The sequence below is a fragment of the Bifidobacterium sp. LH_426 genome (assembly GCF_056356875.1).
The window spans coordinates 1-21,005 of record NZ_JBKEVB010000009.1; the positions used below are offsets into that span (position 1 = coordinate 1).

10 protein-coding genes are annotated in these 21,005 nt (G+C 66.7%); 2 read left to right on the top strand and 8 right to left on the bottom strand.

Annotated features, from left to right (window positions below; genetic code table 11):
* Positions 1-329: 329 nt before the first annotated feature.
* The 7 genes from AC1AYD_RS08670 to AC1AYD_RS08700 form a co-directional block, all read right to left on the bottom strand.
* Positions 330-1,226 carry an aldo/keto reductase gene (locus AC1AYD_RS08670; protein WP_476503401.1) on the bottom strand — a complete coding sequence of 299 codons (897 nt, stop codon included), beginning with the start codon at positions 1,224-1,226 and terminating at the stop codon, positions 330-332.
* Positions 1,227-1,613: 387 nt separating this feature from the next.
* The gene (locus AC1AYD_RS08675; protein ID WP_476503400.1) at positions 1,614-4,364 is read right to left on the bottom strand and encodes a glycosyl hydrolase 53 family protein; all 2,751 of its coding nucleotides are present in this window, start codon (positions 4,362-4,364) and stop codon (positions 1,614-1,616) included.
* A gap of 245 nt (positions 4,365-4,609) precedes the next feature.
* A complete protein-coding gene (locus tag AC1AYD_RS08680) occupies positions 4,610-5,665 on the bottom strand; it encodes a LacI family DNA-binding transcriptional regulator (RefSeq protein WP_476503399.1) in 1,056 nt (351 codons plus the stop codon).
* Positions 5,666-5,720: 55 nt separating this feature from the next.
* Positions 5,721-7,952 carry a beta-galactosidase gene (locus tag AC1AYD_RS08685; RefSeq protein ID WP_476545005.1) on the bottom strand — a complete coding sequence of 744 codons (2,232 nt, stop codon included), beginning with the start codon at positions 7,950-7,952 and terminating at the stop codon, positions 5,721-5,723.
* A 453-nt stretch (positions 7,953-8,405) separates the two neighbouring features.
* Complete coding sequence (locus AC1AYD_RS08690; protein WP_476545006.1) at positions 8,406-9,407, bottom strand: carbohydrate ABC transporter permease; 1,002 nt, start codon at positions 9,405-9,407, stop codon at positions 8,406-8,408.
* Positions 9,404-10,342 carry a carbohydrate ABC transporter permease gene (locus AC1AYD_RS08695; protein WP_476533027.1) on the bottom strand — a complete coding sequence of 313 codons (939 nt, stop codon included), beginning with the start codon at positions 10,340-10,342 and terminating at the stop codon, positions 9,404-9,406. The genes AC1AYD_RS08690 and AC1AYD_RS08695 overlap by 4 nt, the downstream gene beginning before the upstream one ends.
* A gap of 259 nt (positions 10,343-10,601) precedes the next feature.
* Positions 10,602-11,936, bottom strand: coding sequence for an ABC transporter substrate-binding protein (locus AC1AYD_RS08700; protein WP_476503072.1), 1,335 nt, complete (start codon positions 11,934-11,936; stop codon positions 10,602-10,604).
* A gap of 362 nt (positions 11,937-12,298) precedes the next feature.
* Between AC1AYD_RS08700 and AC1AYD_RS08705 the strand changes: the two genes are divergently transcribed.
* Complete coding sequence (locus AC1AYD_RS08705) at positions 12,299-14,593, top strand: sugar porter family MFS transporter (RefSeq protein WP_476503071.1); 2,295 nt, start codon at positions 12,299-12,301, stop codon at positions 14,591-14,593.
* Between the two features lie 91 nt (positions 14,594-14,684).
* On the opposite strand, the gene AC1AYD_RS08710 is transcribed toward AC1AYD_RS08705, so the two are convergent.
* Positions 14,685-18,584, bottom strand: a complete 3,900-nt coding sequence (locus AC1AYD_RS08710) for an ATP-binding cassette domain-containing protein (protein WP_476545008.1) — start codon at positions 18,582-18,584, stop codon at positions 14,685-14,687.
* A gap of 213 nt (positions 18,585-18,797) precedes the next feature.
* Between AC1AYD_RS08710 and AC1AYD_RS08715 the strand changes: the two genes are divergently transcribed.
* Positions 18,798-20,621: an AMP-dependent synthetase/ligase gene (locus AC1AYD_RS08715; protein WP_476503069.1), complete on the top strand. Its 1,824-nt coding sequence runs from the start codon at positions 18,798-18,800 to the stop codon at positions 20,619-20,621.
* The last annotated feature ends 384 nt before the right edge of the window (positions 20,622-21,005 follow it).

Genomic DNA, 21,005 nt, shown 5'->3' on the forward strand with positions numbered 1-21,005 from the left:
CGCCCGAAACGTTGCAACGACGGCGCTCCCACGGCGTGTCGAAAACAAGGGCCCAAACCCCCTACACCCACCAGCCTACCCGGCCACACACCACCACACACACCCCAACCAACACAATTCACCCACAACCAACCGGGCATTCACCCAAACACAACCAACCCCCTCAGCCCGCCCCCGGCGGGCAGCTCCCCCTCACAAGGGGAGCACACTCTCCCCCACCCGGCACAGCCGGGAGCCCCCTCCACAAAGGGGGCCAGATTCAACGCCGGCGACCTCGACGTGCTCGACTCGGACAGCCACCCCTCAACAGAGAAATCCGGGGAGACGGGTCATTCCATGTCGAGCGGGACGGGGTGGTCGGGGGCGGGGAACGCTTGGGATAATTCCGCGTATTCCGCGTCTGTGAGCGGGGAATCGAGTACGGCGGCGTTGGCGAGCACGTGTTCGGGCACGCCGGAACGCGGGATGGCGATCATGTCCGGCTGGTGGAGCACGAACGCGAGCAGCACCTGCATCGGCGTGAACCCGTGCGCGGCCGCGACCTCGCGCACCGCCGCACTGCCGAGCAACCCGTCACGCAGACGCCCGGCCTGCGCGAGCGGACAGTACGCCATCACGGGGATATGCCTCTCGCGCAGCCATGGCAGCAGATCGACTTCGATGCCACGCGATCCCAGGTGGTAGAGCACCTGGTCGACGCAGCAATGCGATCCGCGGGACACATCCATCAGTTCGCGCATGTCGTTCAGGTCGAGGTTCGAGACGCCCCATCGGCGGATCAGACCGTCCTCGACCGCCTGTTCCATGCAGTCGACGGTCTCACGCAACGGCACGCTGCCGCGCCAGTGCAGCAGGTACATGTCGAGGTAATCGGTGCCGAGACGACGCAGCGACGCCTCCAGACTGCGGCGCAGGTGACGGCGTCCGGCGTTGTGCGGATACACCTTCGACACGATGTACAGCGATCCGCGATCGTACCCGTCGATCGCCGCGCCGACGAGCCGTTCGGCACCACCATCCGCGTACATCTCCGCCGTGTCGATCAGGCGCACTCCCGCGTCCAGTCCAGCGCGCAACGCCGCCGCCTCGTCGTCGAACGGCCGTCGTCCCTCGCCCAGATACCAGGTTCCCATGCCGAGCCGTGGCATCACGCTCCCGTCCGGCAGCGTCACCTCATCGCGCACATCTCGCGCACTATCCGCATGCAAGCCGTCAACCATTGCCATGCCTCCTCACCGGCATCGGCGGAGACCGGGCGGCGGCGCGATCCGTCACGTCGCCGGCCCGGCACCGGCCATCCGAGATGAACGGTACTTTCCCCACGATTCTATCGCGCGGTTCCCGTGATTCCCGGCGCAACATGGCCACGTGAGAATGGGTGGAGCGGGACAGCGGAGGCGCGGGTCCCGCCCGACGCCCCGCTCCGGCGCAACGTCGACGGGACGATACGGCCCCGGCATGGGCGACGACGCGCGGCGGCCGCCCGGAAGAGGTCGCCGAATTCCGCCGTCGCCACCGACGTCGGCGCGACGCACGGCGTTCGTCCGAAATCCTCACCGGACGAACGCCGTCATGTCCCAGCGGCTGACGCAACCACATCCGATCCGTCCATGTCAGCCGCGACGCCGGCGACGGACCACCAGCGCGACGCCGCCCGCGGCGAGCGCGACGGCCGCGAATCCGGCGATGGAAGCGACGGCGGCGCCGGTGGCGGTGAGGCCGCCGGCTTCGGCGTTCCGGCCGGTCGCGCCCGGCTCGGCGCCCGGACGCGTCGTGCCGGCGCCGGAGCCGGTACCGTCGCCGGCGACGGTGCCGTCACCGGTTTCGCCGGAATCGCCGGTCGCACCGGAATCGCCGGCGCCGGCGCCGGTCTTCGCGGTGACCTTCACCGTGTACGTTTCGGTGACGCTCGGATCGGAGGCGAGCGCGACGGTGACCTTCGACGCGTCGGAGACGGCGGAGAAGCCGTAGGTGAGCGTGTACTGGTCGGCGGCGAGTTCGACGCTGCCGGAGCCGGCCTCGTAGTTGCCGGTGACGGTCAGGTCGTCGGCGGCGATCTTCCCGCCCACCTGGTAGACGGTCTTCTTCGGCGTGACGGAGATGCTGACGAACCGCTTGGCCGTCAGTCCCGCGATGGCGTCGTCGACGAGCTTGGTCGCCTGCGTGACGTCGTCGGTGGTGGCGGCGCTGCCGGCGAGCAGCACGCGGGCGGCGGCGAGCGCGTCGTCGAGCTTGTCGAGCGAGTCGTCGGTGTAGCCGGCGCGGTCCACGTTCTCACCCTTCTTCACGGCGGCTTCGAGCGCGGTCGTGTCGGGCTTGGCAGGCGTTTCGGCCGTGCGGGTGAGCGTGACCTCGTCGACGCTGCCCCAGTCGGCGGCGCCGAGGTCGCCGGTGATGGTGATGGTCACGGTGCCGTCCTCGCCGACGGTGACGGGCACGCTGGCGGTGTGCCATTGCTTCCAGCCGTCGAGCTTGAGTTCGGCGGATTGCGTCTTGCCCGCGTCGCCGGTATCGCCGGTGCCGCCGGTCGTCGCGTTGAGGGTCACCTTGTTCGTGCCGGCGGTGCCGCCGACGAGCGCGTCCTGGCTTTTCGCGGTGAGCGTGTATGCGCCGGGTTCGAGGCCGGTGACGGTCTGGGACGCCTGGAACGTGTACGCCTTGTCCGCCCAGAAGCCGAGCACCCACGATCCGTCGGAGGCGTTGCCCTTGTCGGATTTGATGCTCGCGCCGCTGCCGGTGACGGTCCAGCCGCTCTTCGCGCCGTCTTCGAAGCTTCCGTTGACGACGTGGTTGGTCGCGGGGGTGGCTTCGACGGTGATGACCGCCTTGACGGTGTGTCCGGACGCGGTCACGCCGTCGATCGTGTAGATGCCGGCGCCGCGGATCCAGTCGAGCGCCGCGGAACGCCAGGTGACGGTTTCGGTCTCGTCGACGCCGTCCTTGTAGCGGGCGGTCACGTCGGCGGGCAGTTTCGCCTTGATCGCGTCGATGGAGTCCTTGTCGGACGCGGTAATGGCGACGTCATCGATGCCGGCGAACACGTGGTCGGTGACTGCGCCGGTGTGCAGGTAGGAGAAGGTCTTCAGCGAGGGCAGGGCGGTGCCGTCGAAGGCGAACAGCGCCTGGTTGTCCACGCCGGAGCCTCCCCACTTCTTGCCGGCGTCGTTCGGATCGTATTCGCCGGCGGCCTTGGTGGCCCAGCCGCCGCCGTATTCGTTCCACAGGTTGACGAGGTCGGCGTTGCCGCGGCCGCCTTGGCCGACGGGCAGCCATGCGGGCTCCCAGTAGAACATGCCGAGGCCGTCGTTCTCGCCGTCGCCGTCGTTGTCGCCGACCGAGTTCACCGCTTCGGCCACGTAGCGTAGTTCGTCGGCCTGGCCTTGCGGGCTGATGTCGAATTTCACGTCGGCGGCGTTCACGTTCTTCGCCGTGATGGTGTTGGAGTCGTCGTCGCCGTCGTCGAGCGTGTAGGCCCATGAGGTTTCGGCGACCATCACGTCCTTGTGGTAGGTGGCGGCGACGTTCTTCAGCTGCTTGGCGAGGTTGTCGGCGGTGCCGTGCCAGAACGGGTAGTAGGAGCTGGCGAACACGTCGTAGTCGACCTTGTGGTCGGCGAGCTGCTTCGCGTAGCCGGCGTACGTGTTGCGTTCCGGATTGGTGAAGTGGATGGCGACCTTGGCCTGCGGGATCGTCTCGCGCACGGCCTTGGCTCCGGCGGAGAACACCTTGCACATGCCGTCCCAGCCGGAGACGCCGGCGATCTTCGCGGTGGTCTCGTTGCCGACCTGCACCATGCCGACGTCCACGCCGGCCTCCTTGAACCTGGTGAGCGTCTCCTTGGTGTAGTCGTGGACGGCCTGGGCGGTCTTGTCGGCGTCGCCTTCGAACGACTTCCACGCCTTGGGCGCCTGCTGCTTGCTGGGGTCGGCCCAGAAGTCGGAGTAGTGGAAGTCGACGAGCACCTTGAGACCGGCCTTGGTGGCGCGTTCGGCCATGACGAGCGCGCGGTCGGCGTTCACGTTGCCGCCGCCGTAGCCTTGTCCGTCGGCGGTGAACGGGTCGTTCCACACGCGCAGGCGCACGTAGTTGACACCGCTCTCCTTGAGCAGCGTGAAGAGGTCCTCGACCTGACCCTGCTCGTTCCTGAACGTGACGCCGCTCTCCTCCAGCGACAGCATGGAGGAGACGTCCGCTCCCCCGATGAAGTCCTTGGACAGTCCGTCGATGGCCTTGACGTTGATGTCCGCCTTGACCGGCGTCTCGGCGGCGGCCGCGGTGGACGCCGCGACCATGCCTGACGCGCACAGGGTCGTCGCCGCGACGGCGGCCGCGACGACGCGGCCCCATAATGCTGATTGCTTCATGCTTCTCCTTACGATTCCCGAACGGGATGATTGCAGCGGCTCTGCTCTGGTACACAATCTGGTACACAACGATTCCTTGTGTGCCAATAGATACAGCTGTGTATCACAACGGTTACAGCGTAGCACCGGTTCCGGCTTTGGTCAACCGGTGTACCTCAACAGGGACGCGACGCGTCGGAGACGAACGATGCAACGGAGTCGACGCGTCGGACGCCACCACGCACCCGCTGTTCACCGCTCACCGCTCACCGCGTGGATTCGCGCGCGATGACCTCCGACTCGCAGGTGAGCAGCTCCGGTTTCGTGATGTCGCCGCGGATGCGCCCGAGAATCCTCTCGACCGCGACGGGCGCCGTCCATTCGAGACGCGACGACATGGTGGTGAGCGGAATCTGCAGGTACGGCGCCTCCTCGATATTGTCGAAGCCGATCACCTGCACCTGAGCGGGCACGTCGATGCCGCTGGTGCGCAGCGCGGTCATCGCGCCGATCGCCAGCTGGTCGTTCAATGCGACGACCCCGTCGAACGGGATTCCCGAGTCGATGAGGCGCTGCGTGACGCGCGCCCCCGCGCCGATCGTCCAATCCAAATCCGTGTTGCCGACGAGCCGCGCGTCCAATGCGACGCCGCGGCGACGGCTCTCCTCGATGATGCCGCGCAGACGCAGCTGCGCGTTGCCCTCGGTCGCTTTCAGCAGCGCCGTCTCGTCGTAGACGCCGCGCGCGCCGACGACGGCGAGACGCGTGGAACCATGGTCGTACAGATATCCGGCGGCCCGGGCGGCCGCGTTGACGTCGTCGGGGGTCACGTGGTCGGCGATGCCCCACGTGGTGCGCGCGCCGACCACGACGAGCGGGAAATCGACCTTGAGATCGTCGGGCGTGATGCTCTCCACCTCGCTCATCGACAGGATCATGCCGTCGGACACGGTGGAATTGAACTTCTCCAACAGGTCGCGCGCGCCTTTCGCCGACCCCTCCGCATACGTGGTGACGTATACGGAGTAGTCGTGCCGCCGCGCCGCGTCGATCACGCGGTTGGCGAGTTCGGCGAGGTACGGCGGAGTGAGCGACGGTACGGCGAGCGTGATGAATCCGGTGTGGTCGCGGTTCAGGTTGCGTGCGGCCACGTTGACGCGGTAGCCGAGATCCTTGATGACCGTTTCGACGCGTTCGCGCGTGGCCTCGCTCATGCGCCCGTTGCCGTTGATCACGTTCGAGGCGGTCTTGAGCGAGACGCCGGCCTCCTGCGCCACGTCGCGCAGGGTGACGCGCCTTTTCGCCGGTTTCGTCCCGCTCATCTCCGCACCTCGCTTCCGTTGGTTCGACGTCGCCATTGTACCCGCTTGCGTCCGGCTATTCCGGACGCACGGTCCTCGTGACGAGGATGGCGTTGCGCCGCAATGTGTATGCGCCGGTTCCGTTCGCGGCGTCCGTATCGCTCGCGCCGTCCGCGCCGTTCGCACGGTCCGCCGTTCCGGCTTCCGTGCGATGCGCGACGACCGGCTCGCCAGGAACGTCTTCCAGCGTGACGTCGCCGCGCGTGCGGTTGAGGTAGAAGTCGAAGCGGATGGCGCCGTCCGTGGACTCGCGGACGGTGTGGATGATGCGGGAATCCGTGATGCGAGCGGACGTCTCTCCCTCAGTCGGCCTGCGGCCGACAGCTCCCTCGTCAGAGGGAGCCGGAACCGGACCGCCGCACGATTCGGGTTCCGATACCCCCAGTGCGGGGATGAGGGCGGCAATGTCGTGGCGATCGAGATCGCAGCCGACGTAGACGCCCCGGCCCTCACCATAGGGATGGCTGGTGACGGCAGGCGTGCCGTCGAGCTCCCAGTCGGCGGCCACCTCGCCCGCGTACGTGGCGATGACGGTCGTGTCGGAGGCGACCGAGGTCACGTCGGTCTGCCACAGTCGCGTCGTGAGCCCGTTCGACAGGATGATCGCGTCGGGTTCGCCTTCCGCCTCCTCGCCGAGGATGTTGAACTCCTCGCCGCGCACACCGAGCACGTCGCGCAGGAGCCCGTTGCCGGCGCCAGGATAGCCGCCGAGACCGGCGTGGAAGTGTTCGTCGATGATGCCGGTCGCGTAGTCGACGACGACGGTGCCGCCCGCTTCGGCGAAATCGGCGATGCGTCGCGTGTCCGCGTCGGACAGGACGAGCACGCTCGGCAGGATGATGGTCCGGTAACCGCTCCAGTCGTAGGCGAGCGGGATGATGTCGGCGCGGCTTCCCGCATCGAGGAAGGCGCGGTACCAGTCGCGCACGTCATGCCAATGATCGAGCTTCATGCTCGGCAGGGTCTCGCTGCGCGTCGCCCATTCGCTTTCGGCGCTGAACAGGATCGCCGTGTCGGAACGCTTCAGCTCCGTGCCCTGCAGTCCGGCCTCGGAGAGCGTGGCGAGCGTCGCGCCGAGTTCGACGACGCCGCGGAAGACCTTGGAATCCTCGCCGGCGTGCGGCACCATCGCCGAGTGGAACGCCTCGGCACCGGAGGAGGACTGCCGCCATTGGAAGAAGTTGATGGCGTCGGCGCCCATCGCCACGTGGGCAAGCGAGTCGCGCACGAGCTCGCCGTGGCGCTTGCGCGTGTTGAGCGGCTTCCACTGGACGGCGGACGTGCCGTGCTCCATCACATACCAGGGTTTGCCGAGGGCGAGGGAGTCCATGAGCGCGTCCGAGCAGGCGAGTTCGTCGAGATGGGATTCGCCTTCATGGAAGTAGTGGTCGTTGGAGACGAAGTCGACCTCGTTCGCCCACTGCGCGTAATCCATGCAGCACTGATCGGTGGAGACCATGAAGTTCGTGGTGAACGGCTTGCCGGGGCAGATCGCCTCGATCGCGTCGCGTTCCGCCTTGTAGAAGTCGAGGAGCATGTCGTTGCCGAAACGCTCGTAGTCGAGCTGCTGCGGCGGATTGACCATGGCGTCGCCGCCCATGTGGCGCGGCAGCAACACCTCGTCGAACGAGTTGACGTGCTGCGACCAGAAGGCGGTGCCCCACGCCTCGTTCAATGCTTCGACGGTGCCGTACTTCGCCTCGCACCATGATCGGAACGCGTGGAGCGCGTTGTCGGAATAGTCGTAGCGGTTGTTCCAGCCGTACTCGTTGCCCATATGCCATGCGGTGACGTACGGGTTGTCCTGGTAATGTTCGGCGAGCATGCGGCACAGACGCAGCGCGTACTCCTGGAACACGGGGCTGGTGGGCTGCCAGGATTGGCGCGACCCGGCGTTGACGACATGGCCGTACCGGTCGACGGGCAGGACCTCCGGATACCGCTCGTACAGCCACAACGGCGCGGTCGCCGTCGCGGAGGCGAGGTCGACGGCGATGCCGGCCTTGCCGAGCCGGTCGATGACGGAATCGAGCCAGTCGAAGGTGAACTCGCCCTCACGCGGTTCGATCCGATCCCAGCTGAAGATGGCGAGGGCCACCGTGTTGACGTGCGCCTCACGCATGAGCCGGATGTCGTCGGCGACGGTCTCGTCCGGCCACTGGTCGGGGTTGTAGTCGCCACCGAACGCGATGCCACGGGTCGACGGCGTAAGCAACGCCGGCCACCTGAACGCTCTACGAGTAGTCATAACACAATCCTTAGTATCAAGCTTCGGAATCGTTCGGAATCTCGAAATCGCCCTGCGGGCGATGCGGTATTCTGAACCCCCTCAGTCGGCTTCGCCGACAGCTCCCCCTGAAAGGGGGAGCAAACACATCCATTTCCCCGCTCCCCCTTCCAGGGGGAGCTGTCCGCCGCAGGCGGACTGAGGGGGTACCGCCACCCGGCAGGGGAACGGAATCGGCCGAAAGCCGATGCGGTGCTCTCGCCTCCCTCTGACGAGGGAGGTGTCATCGCGAAGCGATGACGGAGGGAGAGACCGCGGCCGGAAGGCCGCAGGAAGCGGGATCGGCCTTCGGCCGATGCTGTTTTCCCCGCGGCCCGGAGGCCGCTCTCCTGCTCTCCCTCAGTCCGCCTGCGGCGGACAGCTCCCTCGTCAGAGGGAGCCGAAAACGGGGCACCGGCCGCGAGGCCGGTTCCGTCACTCCTTGACGGCGCCGGCGGCCAGGCCGGACTGCCAGTACTTCTGCAGGCACAGGAACGCGACCACCAACGGGATGATCGTGATCAGCGAACCCGTGATCACCAGGTTCTGGATCGCCTGACCGCCCGCCGTGGAAGCCTGGTCCTTCCACTGGTTCAAGCCGATCGTCAACGGATACCAGTCCGCGTCCTTCAACATGATCAACGGCAGGAAATAGTTGTTCCACGTCGCCACGATCGTGAACAAGGCGGTAGTCACGATACCCGGCGCCAACAAGGGCAGGCTGATCTGCCAGAACGTGCGGAACTCCGACGCACCGTCCACGCGCGCCGCCTCAAGAAGCTCGGTCGGCACGGCCTGCTCCGAGAAGATCCACATCAGATACAAGCCGAACGGGGAGATCAGCGAAGGGATGATCATCGCCCACGGCGTGTTCGTCAATCCCAGCTTCGCGAACAGGAGGAACTGCGGGACCGCCAAGGCGATGCCCGGCACCGAAATACTGCCGATGATCACCGCGAACACGGCCTTGCGACCAGGGAACCGGAACTTCGCCAACGCGTAGCCGCCCATGATCGCCAACAAGGTCGCGCCGCCCGCGCCCACCACCACATACAGCAGGGTGTTCACCAGCCAACGGCCGAAGATACCATCCTGGTACGTGAACACCGTCACGATGTTGTCCCACAGGGCGAAGCTCTTGCCGAACCCGAGGCCGAACGTCGACGTGAAGTCGGCCTGCGTCTTCGTCGCGTTGATCATCAGATACACGAACGGGAACAGGCAGTACACCGCGAAGATCGCGCACAACACCGTCATCAACGTGCTGCGGCGCGGATTGTTCACGTTCGCGAACCCGGACTTCTCCGCACGGCGCCGCTCGGCCGCCTCGTCTTTGGCGACCCGCTTCTGCCTGGCCTTCTCCGCCGCCCTCGCGGCCTTCTCCTGCGCCTTGAGCTCGGCCGGAGTCAACGTCTCGATACCCGTCGTCGCACTCACTTCATCTGCTCCTTCATGCTGTTCAACTGCACCGCATACGCGATCGCCATCGTGATCACCGCCATCACGATCGCCAACGCGGCCGCGTAATTCGACTGGTTGCCCGAGAACGACAGGTTGTACGCGTACATGTTCGGCGTGTAGTACGTCGTGATCGCGTTGCCCGGCACCATGTTCTGCAAGATCGAAGGCTCGTTGAACAACTGGAACGAACCGATGATCGAGAAGATCACCGTGATCGCCAACGAACCCCTGAGCTCCGGCAGCTTGATCGACTTCACGATCTGCCACTCCGACGCGCCATCAATGGAAGCCGCCTCATACAGGGAATGCGGGATCGTGGACAGCGAGCTGTAGAAGATCAGCATGTTGTAGCCCGTGAACTCCCACGTGTTGATGTTCCCGATCGACGCCAACAACACGTTCGGCGCGAACATGTCGATATTCACGCCCAACACGTCGTTCAGCGAACCCACCAGACCGTACTTCGCGCCATACACGAAACCCCAGATCAACGTGGACACCACCGCCGGCACCGCATACGGCAGGAACGTCGAGATACGGAAGAACTTCGTTCCATGCAACTTCATCGAATCGATCGCCAACGCCATCGCCGCCGCCAGGAACAACATGATCGGCACCTGCACCACCGTGAACAACGCCACACGACCCACAGAACTCCAGAACTGCTGATCACCCAACAGACGCGCGTAGTTCTGCAACCCCACGAACTGCGTCCCACCGATCATCTGCTTCTTAAAGAAACTGATATACACCGCATACACGATCGGGATGATGAACACGAACACGAACACCACCGCAAACGGACCCATGAACTTCCAACCACGCCAATCCGCCTTATGCCGGTTCACACGCGCCTGTTGCGTGTGACGAGCGGTCATGGCGACCGACGACTCCATCGTCTGCCCAGACATTTACTCACCTTGCGCTTTCCATAATGATCGAAATGATCGATCTACGACAATCAACAATCGACAATCGCCAAACCGACGATGCAACGATCCGCAGCGGCCTTCGGTCGCCGTCGGACATGGCGAGGGCGGGGATACCGGACGCATCCCCGCCCTCGGCATCATGCAAGTGGTATGCGGCGACCAGGGAAGGAGGACCGGGAGCGGAAGGAGGAGACGCCCCCGGACGCAGTCGCCACGGGCCGGACCGGCCCCATGCCACTTACTTGACGGTGACGGTATAGCCCTGCTGCTCGCCGTAGTCGGCCAGCGTCTTGGCGTACGCCTGCATGGCCGCCTTAAGGGTCTTCTTGCCCTGATAGGCCGGAGCGATGTCGTCACCGTACTTGGACTGCGCGTACGGGTTGTACGGCAGGTACTGGAACTTGCTCACCTTGCGCTTGGCAGCCTCGACAAGCACCCTGTTGACCTCCTGGCCGCCGAAGTACTCGTTCTTCTGGGACTGGAAGTCCTCGTCGTCGAGGATGGCCGTCTTCGCCGGGAAGGTGCCGTGGTCGGCCATCACCTGGGCGCCGTTGCCATGGGTGAGATATTCGATGAACTTGTAGGCGGCGGCCTTGTTCTTGGACTGCTCGGTGACGGCGAGCGCGGAACCGCCGTCCTCGGAGGACGCCTGGTCGCCATCCTGCCACTGCGGCAGCTGCGCGACGCGCCAGTTGCCCTTGCCTGCGGCGGCGCTGGACTCGAGGTTCGTCGGCATCCACGCGCCGATGGTCAGGGATGCGGTGGTGCCGTCGCCGAGCGAACGGTACCAGTCGTCGGACCAGTTGGAGATCTTGGTGTTGATCAGGCCCTCGTCGATGAGCTTCTGCTGGAACGCGACGTAGCGCTGCATACCCTTGTCGTTCATATTGATGGTGATGTTCTCGCCGTCGACCTTCCACGGGTTGGAGCCCGCCTGCCACGCCTGCGCGGTGAACGGCTGGTAGCCGTTGGAATCGCCTGCGTTGTTGGCGATGTAGTAGTCGTCGCCGAGGGCGCGGATCTTCTTGGCGGCCTCGTAGTAGTCGTCCCAGGTCTTGATGGATTCGCCGTCGACGCCGGCCTTGTCGAACACGGCCTTGTTGTAGAAGAACACCTCGGGGCTGGAATCGATGGGCAGGGCGTACGGCTTGCCCTCGCCCTGCAGCATCTTGGCCCACGGGCCAGCGGCGAAATCGGATTCGAGTTTCTCGGCACCGAACGGGCTCAGGTCCACGATGCTGCCGTCCACGGCGAACTGGGAGATGGTGGCGTCCTCCATCATCACCACGTCCGGCGCACCCTTGCCGGCGGCCACGGCGTTCTGCAGGGCCGTGGCGGTGTCGGCCGCGGTGCCGGTGCTGGAATACTTGACCGTGATGCCGGGGTTCTCCTTCTCGAAGGCGGCGATGGTCTCCTTGATGCCGTTGCCCCAGCCCCAGAACACGACTTCGCCCTTGGCGTTCGCGGTATCGGTGTCGACGGACGCGGTATCGTCACCGCCGCCGCATGCGGCGAGGCCGACGAGCGTGGCCACGGCCGCGGCGGCCGCGATGACCTTCTTGACGTTACGCATATCATTCTCCTTGTTCCCGCCGCGAAGACCTTCCTCCACAGCGCTCCTCACGAGTGACTTCCAGCGGTACACCCGTGTACCAACAGTTCATATGATACACCCGTGTACCACACCACGCCGCCGGCGTGTCGCAGCCGACGCCACTCTCCACCCCACGGGCCGCATCTGAATTCGGCATCCGCTTGTGGAATACCCGGTGACGAAAACGGCCCCTCCGGATAGTATCGGTATGTAATCCCCCATCGATGCATTTGAGAGGAAGGCGCATGGCGGGTCTGTTTCATGCTGTCTCGAAACAGCGGAACCCCTTGGGAACGGCGGTACGATTGCACGGGTCGGGACGGTACACTTTCGGACTGGCGTTGAGCGCGGGCCTGGCCGGCCTGCTGTACGGATACGACACCGTGTCGATCTCCGGTGCCATCGAGTTCCTGCGCACCCGCTACCGGCTCGACACCGTGATGGAGGGCCTCGTCATCTCCTCGATCATGCTCGGCGCGATCGTCGGCGCCGCATGGGCGGGCTTCCTCTCCGACCGGTTCGGCCGCCGCCGCGTCCTCATCGCCGGCGGATGGTTCTTCTGCGTCTCCGCCGTATGGAGCGCGTTCACGTTCGGCCCCTATGACCTCATCGCCGCACGCATCGTCGGAGGATTCGGCATCGGCCTGACCGCCGCGCTGGCCGTCACGTACATCACCGAATCCGCGCCGACGAACATCCGCGGCACGCTCACGTTCTCCTATCAGATGCTCGCCGTGTGCGGCATCTTCCTGACGAACGTCATCAACTACATCATCGCCTCCTACGGCACGCCCGCATGGGACCTCGCAATCGGCTGGCGCTGGATGCTCGGTCTGGGCGCGATTCCGGCCCTCGCGTTCCTGATCGCCATGTGGCGGTCGCCGGAGAGCCCTCGGTTCCTCATCCAGAACGGGCGCCCCGAGGAGGGCTTCCACGTGCTCGAGCACATCCTCGGCACCGAGGACGCCCGCGTGCGCACCGACGACATCCAGGCGTCCATCCAATTGGAGCAGGAGATGTCGAACGAGTTCACCGACCTGTTCCGCCCGGGTCTCAAGAAGGCGTTGTTCATCGGCATCTTCCTCGCCGTGTTCAACCAGGCCGTCGGCATCAACGCGATCTCCTACTACGGCCCCGTCATGTTCTCGCGCCTCGGGTTCGGCGGCGACACCGAATTCATGACCGCCGCATGCGTGGGCGGCTGCGAGCTCGTGTGCACCGTGATCGGCATGTATCTGATCGACACGGTCGGCCGCAAGCGCCTCATGACCGTGGGCGCCGGTCTCATGGCCGTGTTCGCCCTGTGCATCGCCGGCTCCTACCTCGTCGGCATGCCGCTGCTCACGCTCGTGTTCATCATGCTGTTCGCCGCGTCGTTCGCCTTCTCGATGGGCCCGATCCCGTGGGTGGTCATCCCCGAGCTGTTCCCCACATTCCTGCGTGGCCGCGCGACCGGTCTGTGCGTCATGTGCCTGCTCACCGTGAACTGGGCAATCGCGCAGTTCACCCCGATGCTGGTGGACAGTCTCGGCGGCGGCATCACGTTCCTCATCTTCGGCCTGCTCGACATCGTCTGCGTGGCCGGCATCGTCGCGCTCGTCCCGGAGACGATGGGACGCACGCTCGAGGAGATCGAGCACCTGTGGCAGCCGAAGACGCCGCTCGCCGTCGCGAAGTACGCGCTCAGCTCGGCGGACGCGAACATCCGCCATGCCGAGGCGACGATCGTGGGCGCCGAGAACGAGCGTCTGCAGGCGATGGGCATCCTGGAGGCGGCGGAACGCGCACGCGTCGCCGCCCAGAAGCAGATCTTCGAGATCCAGGCGAAGGAGCGCGCGAAGGCGGAACGCCTGTCCGCCGAACGCGCCGTCGAGGAGGCACGCAAGGCCGCGCATACGCTCGTGTCCGTGCCGTCGCCGGCATCCGGTGCGGTTTCGGGGGCGACGGCGGCGCACCATCCCACGGCCGACGACCTCACCGCGCGCGTCACGCATGATTTCGACACGGCCGAGAACCGCGCCGACGGCACGCTGATGTCCACCACCGTGCCGCTGCCGTCGTCGGGCACGCATCACGATGCGGTCGCCGCGACGGCGCGCGCGCACCGCATCGCCGCCGACCTCATGGCCGGCACCGCCACGGCCACCGAAGTGGGCGACGGCGAAGTACGGCGCATCACCGTCGAATCGAATCCGATGAACGGCGCGGACATCGCCAAGGACATCACCGTCGACCTGCCGGAACGCCGGGCGGCCGGCTCCGATGCGGACGCGGCGAAGACCGCGGCCGCGATCGCGCCGGATAGTCCGGCGCGCGACCTCGACGCGGACGCGCAGGCCGCCGTGAACGCCATCGACATGCTCGGCTGCGAAGGCAGGGGACGGAACGCCGAGACGTCCGGGACGAGGCGCACCGACATCGATCTGGATTCCCTCCCCGGCTCCGACATGACGGACATGGACGCGACCCGGCATTTCGACCTTCAGCGGCTTCCCCCGGTCTCCGGCGCCCCCGATTCGCTGGCGACCGCGCATGAGCGTGCGGAGGCGATGGCCCGCCAGCGCGCCGAGGACGCGCGTGAGGCGAAGGCCATCGACGACGCCCTCGACACGTTGGATTCGTTCATCAAGGGATAATCCCCGATTCGGATATGCGAAAGCCCCCGTCGACGATTCGGCGGGGGCTTTCGCATGCCCGGAAACCGTGCGGACGGTACGGGCGATACGGTCAGAACGTCACGACGTGGTCGGCGATGCGCATCGCCGATTCGCGGTGCGAGACGAGCACGGCGGCCCGCCCCTCGGACGTGTCGCGGATGGACCGGAGGATGACCGCCTCGTTCAACGCGTCGAGACGGCTCGTCGGCTCGTCGTACAGCACGAGGTCGGCGTCGCGCAGGAACACGCGAGCCAATCCGATGCGCTGGCGTTCGCCCTCCGACAGCCGGTCGCCGAGCTCGCCCACCGGGGTGTCGATTCCCTTGGGCAGCGAGTCGACGAGCTCCAGCGCGGAGGCCTTGCGCAGGGCGTCGCGTAGACGGTCGTCCGCCACGGCGTCACCGGCATCGCCACCATCGTATTCCGGCAGGGCGAGCAGCAGGTTGTCGCGGATTGTGCCGTCGAACAGGTGCGTCTCCTGTCCCATGAGCGCCTGCACGCGGCGGCGGTGATGCGCGTCCACGTCGGGCAGCGGCGTGCCGGACAGGGTCACGCCGCCGGACTGCGGGTCCCAATAGCGCATGAGCAGTTTGATGGTCGTGGACTTGCCGCGGCCGGACGGGCCCTGCACGCCGAGGATGCCGGTGGCCGGCACGTCAAGGGAGAAGTCGTCGAGGACGGTGGCGGAAGCGGTGAGGGCGGCGGACACCCCCTCAGTCCGCGTTGCGGACAGCTCCCCCTCAAGGGGGCGCGAAGAAGGGGTGCCCTTCGGCTCAGGCAGGGGACGCGAAGAAGGGGTGCCCTTCGGCTCAGGCAGGGGACGCGAAGAAGGGGTGTTCGCAGGCTCGGGCAGGGGACACGAAGCGGAGGCGTGGTAGGCGAAGGTGACGTGGTCGAGGCGCATGCCCTTGTAGGCGGGGGTGGCGGTGCCGGTCTCCGCGACGGCTGGGGCCTCGTCCATCAGGGCGAACAGGCGGCGGGCGGAGGCGAACGTCTGCGTGAGGTTCGCGGGCAGGGCGCTCAACGCCATCGTCGGGCCGAACGAGCTGGCGATCAGCGTGAACGCGACGACCAATGCCGGACCGTGTGCGGGAGCCCCGGCGGCGAGCGCGATGGCGAGCGCCGCGGCGGCCGTGGTGAGCGCGAGCACGAGCACGCCCGCGATGCCGGCGAACCGGCCGTTGACGCGGCTCAATCGCACGTGCTCCGCCCATAGGCGTTTCGTGAGCCGCGTGATCACGGCGACGCGGTCCTCGCCGCGGCCGAAGCGGATGATCTCGCCCAGGCCGCGCATGTCGTCGAGCATGACGTCGTCGAGCGACGACGCCTGTTTGCGGATCGTGGGGCCGAGGTTCCTGACGCCGGTCGCGAAGAAGCGGGGCACGAGCACGCCGATGACGAGATGCGCGACGATGAGCGCGAGCGCCATCCACGGGTCGAGCGTGAGCAGCAGGATCGCGTAGACGACGGTCGTGGTCGCGGCGATGACGACGGGGCTGATGGTGTGCGCGAAGAAGATCTCCAGCAGTTCGACGTCGGTGGTGACGAGGGCGATGAGGCCGCCCTTGCCGTGGCCGGCGAGCTTGGCGGGCGCGAGACGGCGCAGCGCGGCGAACGCCTTGGAGCGGAACAGGGCGAGCAGGCGGAAGGCGACGTTGTGGTTGAGATACTGTTCGACGTAGCGCATGAGGCCGCGCAGCAGCGCGCACACGATCATCGCGGCGACGGCCGGCGCGACGCCCATCGACCATACGGGGTGGCCGGCGAGCGCGAACGCGCCGATCATCGCGAACACGGGCAGCATCGTGGCGGCGAGGTGGCCGACGGTGCCGGCGAGCGACGCGGCGGCCATGAGCCGTGCGAGCGGCCGCGCCTCCCCCAGCAGGCGGGTGATGGTCCGGAAGGTAGAAAGGGGTTGGTCCGGTGTGTCGGCAGGCTGGGCTGTGGCGGTTCTCTCCCCCAGTCCCGCGTTGCGGGACAGCCCCCTCGTCAAAGGGGGCCTGTTCTCCCCACTTGCCTCCCTCTGATGAGGGAGGTGCCGCGAAGCGGCGGAGGGAGAGACCGCCGAGTCACCGCCGAGGCGTTCGATGTCGGCCTGGGTGCGGAAGAGTTTCGCGTAGCGGCCGTCTTCGAGGGCCATGAGTTCGGCGTGCGTGCCGGTTTCGACGCTGTTGCCGTGGTCGAGGACGACGATGCGGTCCGCGTGTTCGGCGTTGGCCATGCGGTGCGTGATCATGATGACCGTCCTGCCGTCCTTGTGCGCGAGGTCACGGATCGCGTCGAGAATGAGCGTCTCGCTTTCCACGTCGACGCTGCTGGTCGCCTCGTCGAACACGTAGACCTGCGCGTCGTGCAGCAGGGCGCGCGCGATGGCGATGCGCTGGCGCTGCCCGCCGGACAGGTTGGCGGCGTCCTGTTCGATCGTCATGTCGAGTCCGTCGGCCTGTGCGCGCACGAAATCGTCGATGCGGGCGCGTCTCAGCGCGTCCCACATCATCATCGCGACGTCGGCGGCGTCATCATCGTCATATCGTTTCGGCAACGCCATCGCGAGGTTCTCGCGCAACGTGCCGGCGAACAGGTGGCTGCGCGCGCCGATCACCGTGACGGCGCGCGACAGCGCCTCACCGCCGAGCGTCGCGACCTCCACGCCGGCGAGACGCAGCGAGCCGGAGTATCCGGCGAGCGTGCCGGCGAGCAGCGAGGCCGCCGTCGACTTGCCGGAACCGGAGACGCCGACGATGGCGGTGAGCTCGCCGGGGCGCGCGTCGAAGGCGACGTCGGCGAGCGCCGGCGCGACGGGCGTGCCCGCGCCGGATGCTTCCGCCGCGTCGCCGGAACCGTCGCCGTACGTGTAGGCGACGTGGTCGAACGTGACGTCGAGGCCGGCGTCGTGCGTTTCGGGCAGATCGGCGTCGCCACGCGCGGGTTCGGGGGCGTCGAGGAGCGCGAAGATGCGTTTCGTGGAGGTCATGCCGTTCATCGCGACGTGGAAGAACGAACCGAGTTGGCGCAACGGGATGAAGAAGTCGGCGGACAGCAGGACGATGAGCAGCAGCGAGGCGAGCGTCATCGGCGCGCCGGTGGAGAAACGCCACAGGGCGACGCAGATGCCGGCCGCGGTGCCGCCGTAGGCGACCGCGTCCATCGCGGTGAGGGAACGCAGCTGAATCTGGAGGACGCGCATCGTCATCACGCGGAAGTTCTCGGCCTTCCCGTCGAGGTCGCGGGCGGCGCGCGCGTCGGCATCGAACGCCTTCAACGTCTCGAGGCCCTGCAGGTCGTCGAGGAACGCGGCGCCCATGTCCGTATAGCGGCCCCAGTATCTCTTGAACGTGCGGGCGGCGCTCATCGCGACCATGCCGACCACAACGATGATGAGCGGCGCGCACACGAGGAACGTGAGGGCGGCGGGCAGGTCCATCGGCGCGACCACGGCGAACAGGGTGAGCGGCGCGAGGACCGCGTAGAACAGCTGCGGCAGGAACAGGTCGAAGAACGATTGGATCTGCTCGATGCCCTCGCCGGCGGACTGGACGACGTCGGCGGTCTTCACGCGCTGCGCGTAGGAGGGGCCGAACGCGAGCATCTTGCGGTACAGCTTCTCGCGCAGCGCGAGTTTGACGCGTTCGGAGGCCTCGGTGCCGAGCCGCGCGGCGACGGCGGTCGTCAGATAGCGCACGAGGGCGGCCGCGGCGATGACGCCGGCGCAGAACACGATGTCGCCCGGCAGCGGCGTGACGGTGGCGCCGGAGATCGACAGCTCGTCCACGGGACAGGCGGTGCCGGAGGGCGTGGTGCTGCAGACGATCAATCCCGGCGTGGCGGCATGGAGCAGGTGGGCGAACAGGCCGACGACGGCCGTCACGAACGCGATGTTGGCGAGCAGGCCCACCCACATGCAGACGACCTTGCCGGCGACCAGACGGCCTATGCCGGGTGCCAGCCGGAACAATCGTTTGTCGAACATGTTTCCCCTTTCCTTGGCCTCAAGCCACCGTAACGGAAAACGTCGGGGAATGGAAGGGTTTGCGGCAATCGACAAAAGGCGGCGGCGCGATTGTGGCATGGCGCACAACACGGGCGAGGCTACGGCAGCGTAACTTGAGGGCAGGATGGCCGGAGAACCGCCGGCCGCACGCGCGCGTAAGGCGCGCGGAACGGAACGTAAGGAACGCGCACCATGCTTGACCACTACACCACCCCCGGATCGTCCGTCGAACTGCGCGACGACCAGACCATCTACTCGCTGCTCTCCGACCGTCTCGACCGCACCGGCGCGGACACGGTCATCGCCGAGAAAAAGCTCGGACCGGGCCGCTGGGCCAACGTGACCACCGGCGAATTCCACCGCATGGTCCTGTCCGCCGCGCGCGGCCTCATCGCGCTCGGCATCGGCAAGGGCGACGCGGTGACGATCTTCTCCTCCACACGCCTCGAATGGGGCGTGCTCGACTTCGCGCTCGCCGCGATCGGCGCGGTCAGCGTGCCGATCTACGACACCGACTCCGCCTCGCAGGCCGAACGCATCATGAACGACGCGGACGTGAAGCTCGCCGTCGCCGACGACCGCACGCGCTTCGACCGTCTCGACTCGGTGAAGGACCACTGCCCGGCATTGAAGCAGATCCTCATGATCGAAGGCAACGCGCTGGGCGCATTGGAAGGCCTCGGCGTGACCGTGTCGGACGAGGAGCTGGACGAGCGCATCGCCTCCGTGCGCATCGACGACCTCGCGACCATCGTGTACACGTCCGGATCCACCGGCACGCCGAAGGGCGTGGAGCTCACGCACCGCAACTTCGTGTCCGTCACCATCGCCGCCTCCGAGGCGCTGCACGAGATGATCACCGACGACCATCCGCGCCTGCTGCTGTTCCTGCCGCTCGCCCACTGCTTCGCGCGCTTCATCCAGTACGCGTCGATCGCCTCCGACGACGGTGTGGTCGGCTACCTGCCGGACACGAAGTCCCTGCTGCCCGACCTGCGCTCGTTCGAACCCACGTACCTGCTGGGCGTGCCGCGCGTATTCGAGAAGGTGTACAACGCGGCCTCGCACAAGGCGGGCGCCGGCTGGAAGGGACGCCTGTTCCTTCGCGCGGCCGAGGCGGCGCGCGTGTGGAGCCGTGAGGAGCAGGCCGGAGAGAAGCACACGCTGAAGGAGATCGCCGAGCATGCGAAGTACGAGACGCTCGTCTATCGCACCGTGCGCGGCGCATTGGGGCCGAAGATCAAGTACGTGGCGTGCGGCGGCGCCCCCCTGTCGCTCGACCTCGCGCACTTCTACAACGGCATCGGCCTGCCGATGATCCAGGGCTACGGCATGACCGAGACGGCCGCCCCGTTCGCGGCGACGCGCGTGCACGACAACGTGATCGGCACGGTCGGCCAGCCCGCGCCCGGCTCCTCGGTGCGTATCGCCGAGGACGGGGAGCTGCAGGTGAAGGGCCCGAACGTGTTCCGCGGCTACCACAACCTGCCGGAGAAGACCGCCGAGGCGTTCACCGCGGACGGCTGGCTGCGCACCGGCGACCTCGCGACGATCGACGACGAGGGCCGCATCACGATCACCGGCCGCATCAAGGACATCATCATCACGGCCGGCGGCAAGAACGTCTCCCCCATCCCGCTGGAGGAGGAGATCGCCAAGTGCCCGATCGTCGAGCACGCGGTCGTGGTCGGCGACCAACGGCCGTTCATCGGCGCGCTCGTCACGCTCGACCCGGAGGCGCTGGCCGTGTGGCTGCCCGCGCACGGGCTGTCGCTGGACACGCCGGTCGACCGCCTCGCCACGAACGCGGCGGTGCGCGACGAGATCCAGGAGTACGTGGACAAGGCGAACGCGACGGTCTCCCGCGCCGAATCGGTGCGCAAGTTCGTCGTGCTCGACGAGCGTCTCACGCAGGAGAACAAGTGCCTGACGCCGTCGCTCAAGGTCGTGCGTCCGGCCGTGAACCGCGTGTTCGCCGACGTGATCGACCACGAGATCTACAACGGCAAGCGCTGAGGCGGAGCCCGAGCATTCGTGTCGGTCGGTTCCGTGCCATACGCGTCGGTTCCCGCCAGTCCATGGCACGGAACCGACGCCGATGAAACGGGTCATCAACGGCGGATCATCGGAGACGATGCCATACTGGTGTCCATGAACAACGACGTGCACGCATCTTCCAATGCTCCGGCAGACATACTGAAATACTGGAGGGCCATCGAACTACTGACGCCTCAGAACTTCAAACTCCTGGAGAATTCTCGGCGCACCGCTCCCTACGTTATGTACGGTCCGATCCCGGAGCCGGGAAACGAGTACGGCGATCATGAGCCTTGGCAGCCATTCGAGGTCGAAGTGCATATCGTTGCGTTCGCGGACCAGAGCGAAGCCACAGTGCCGTGC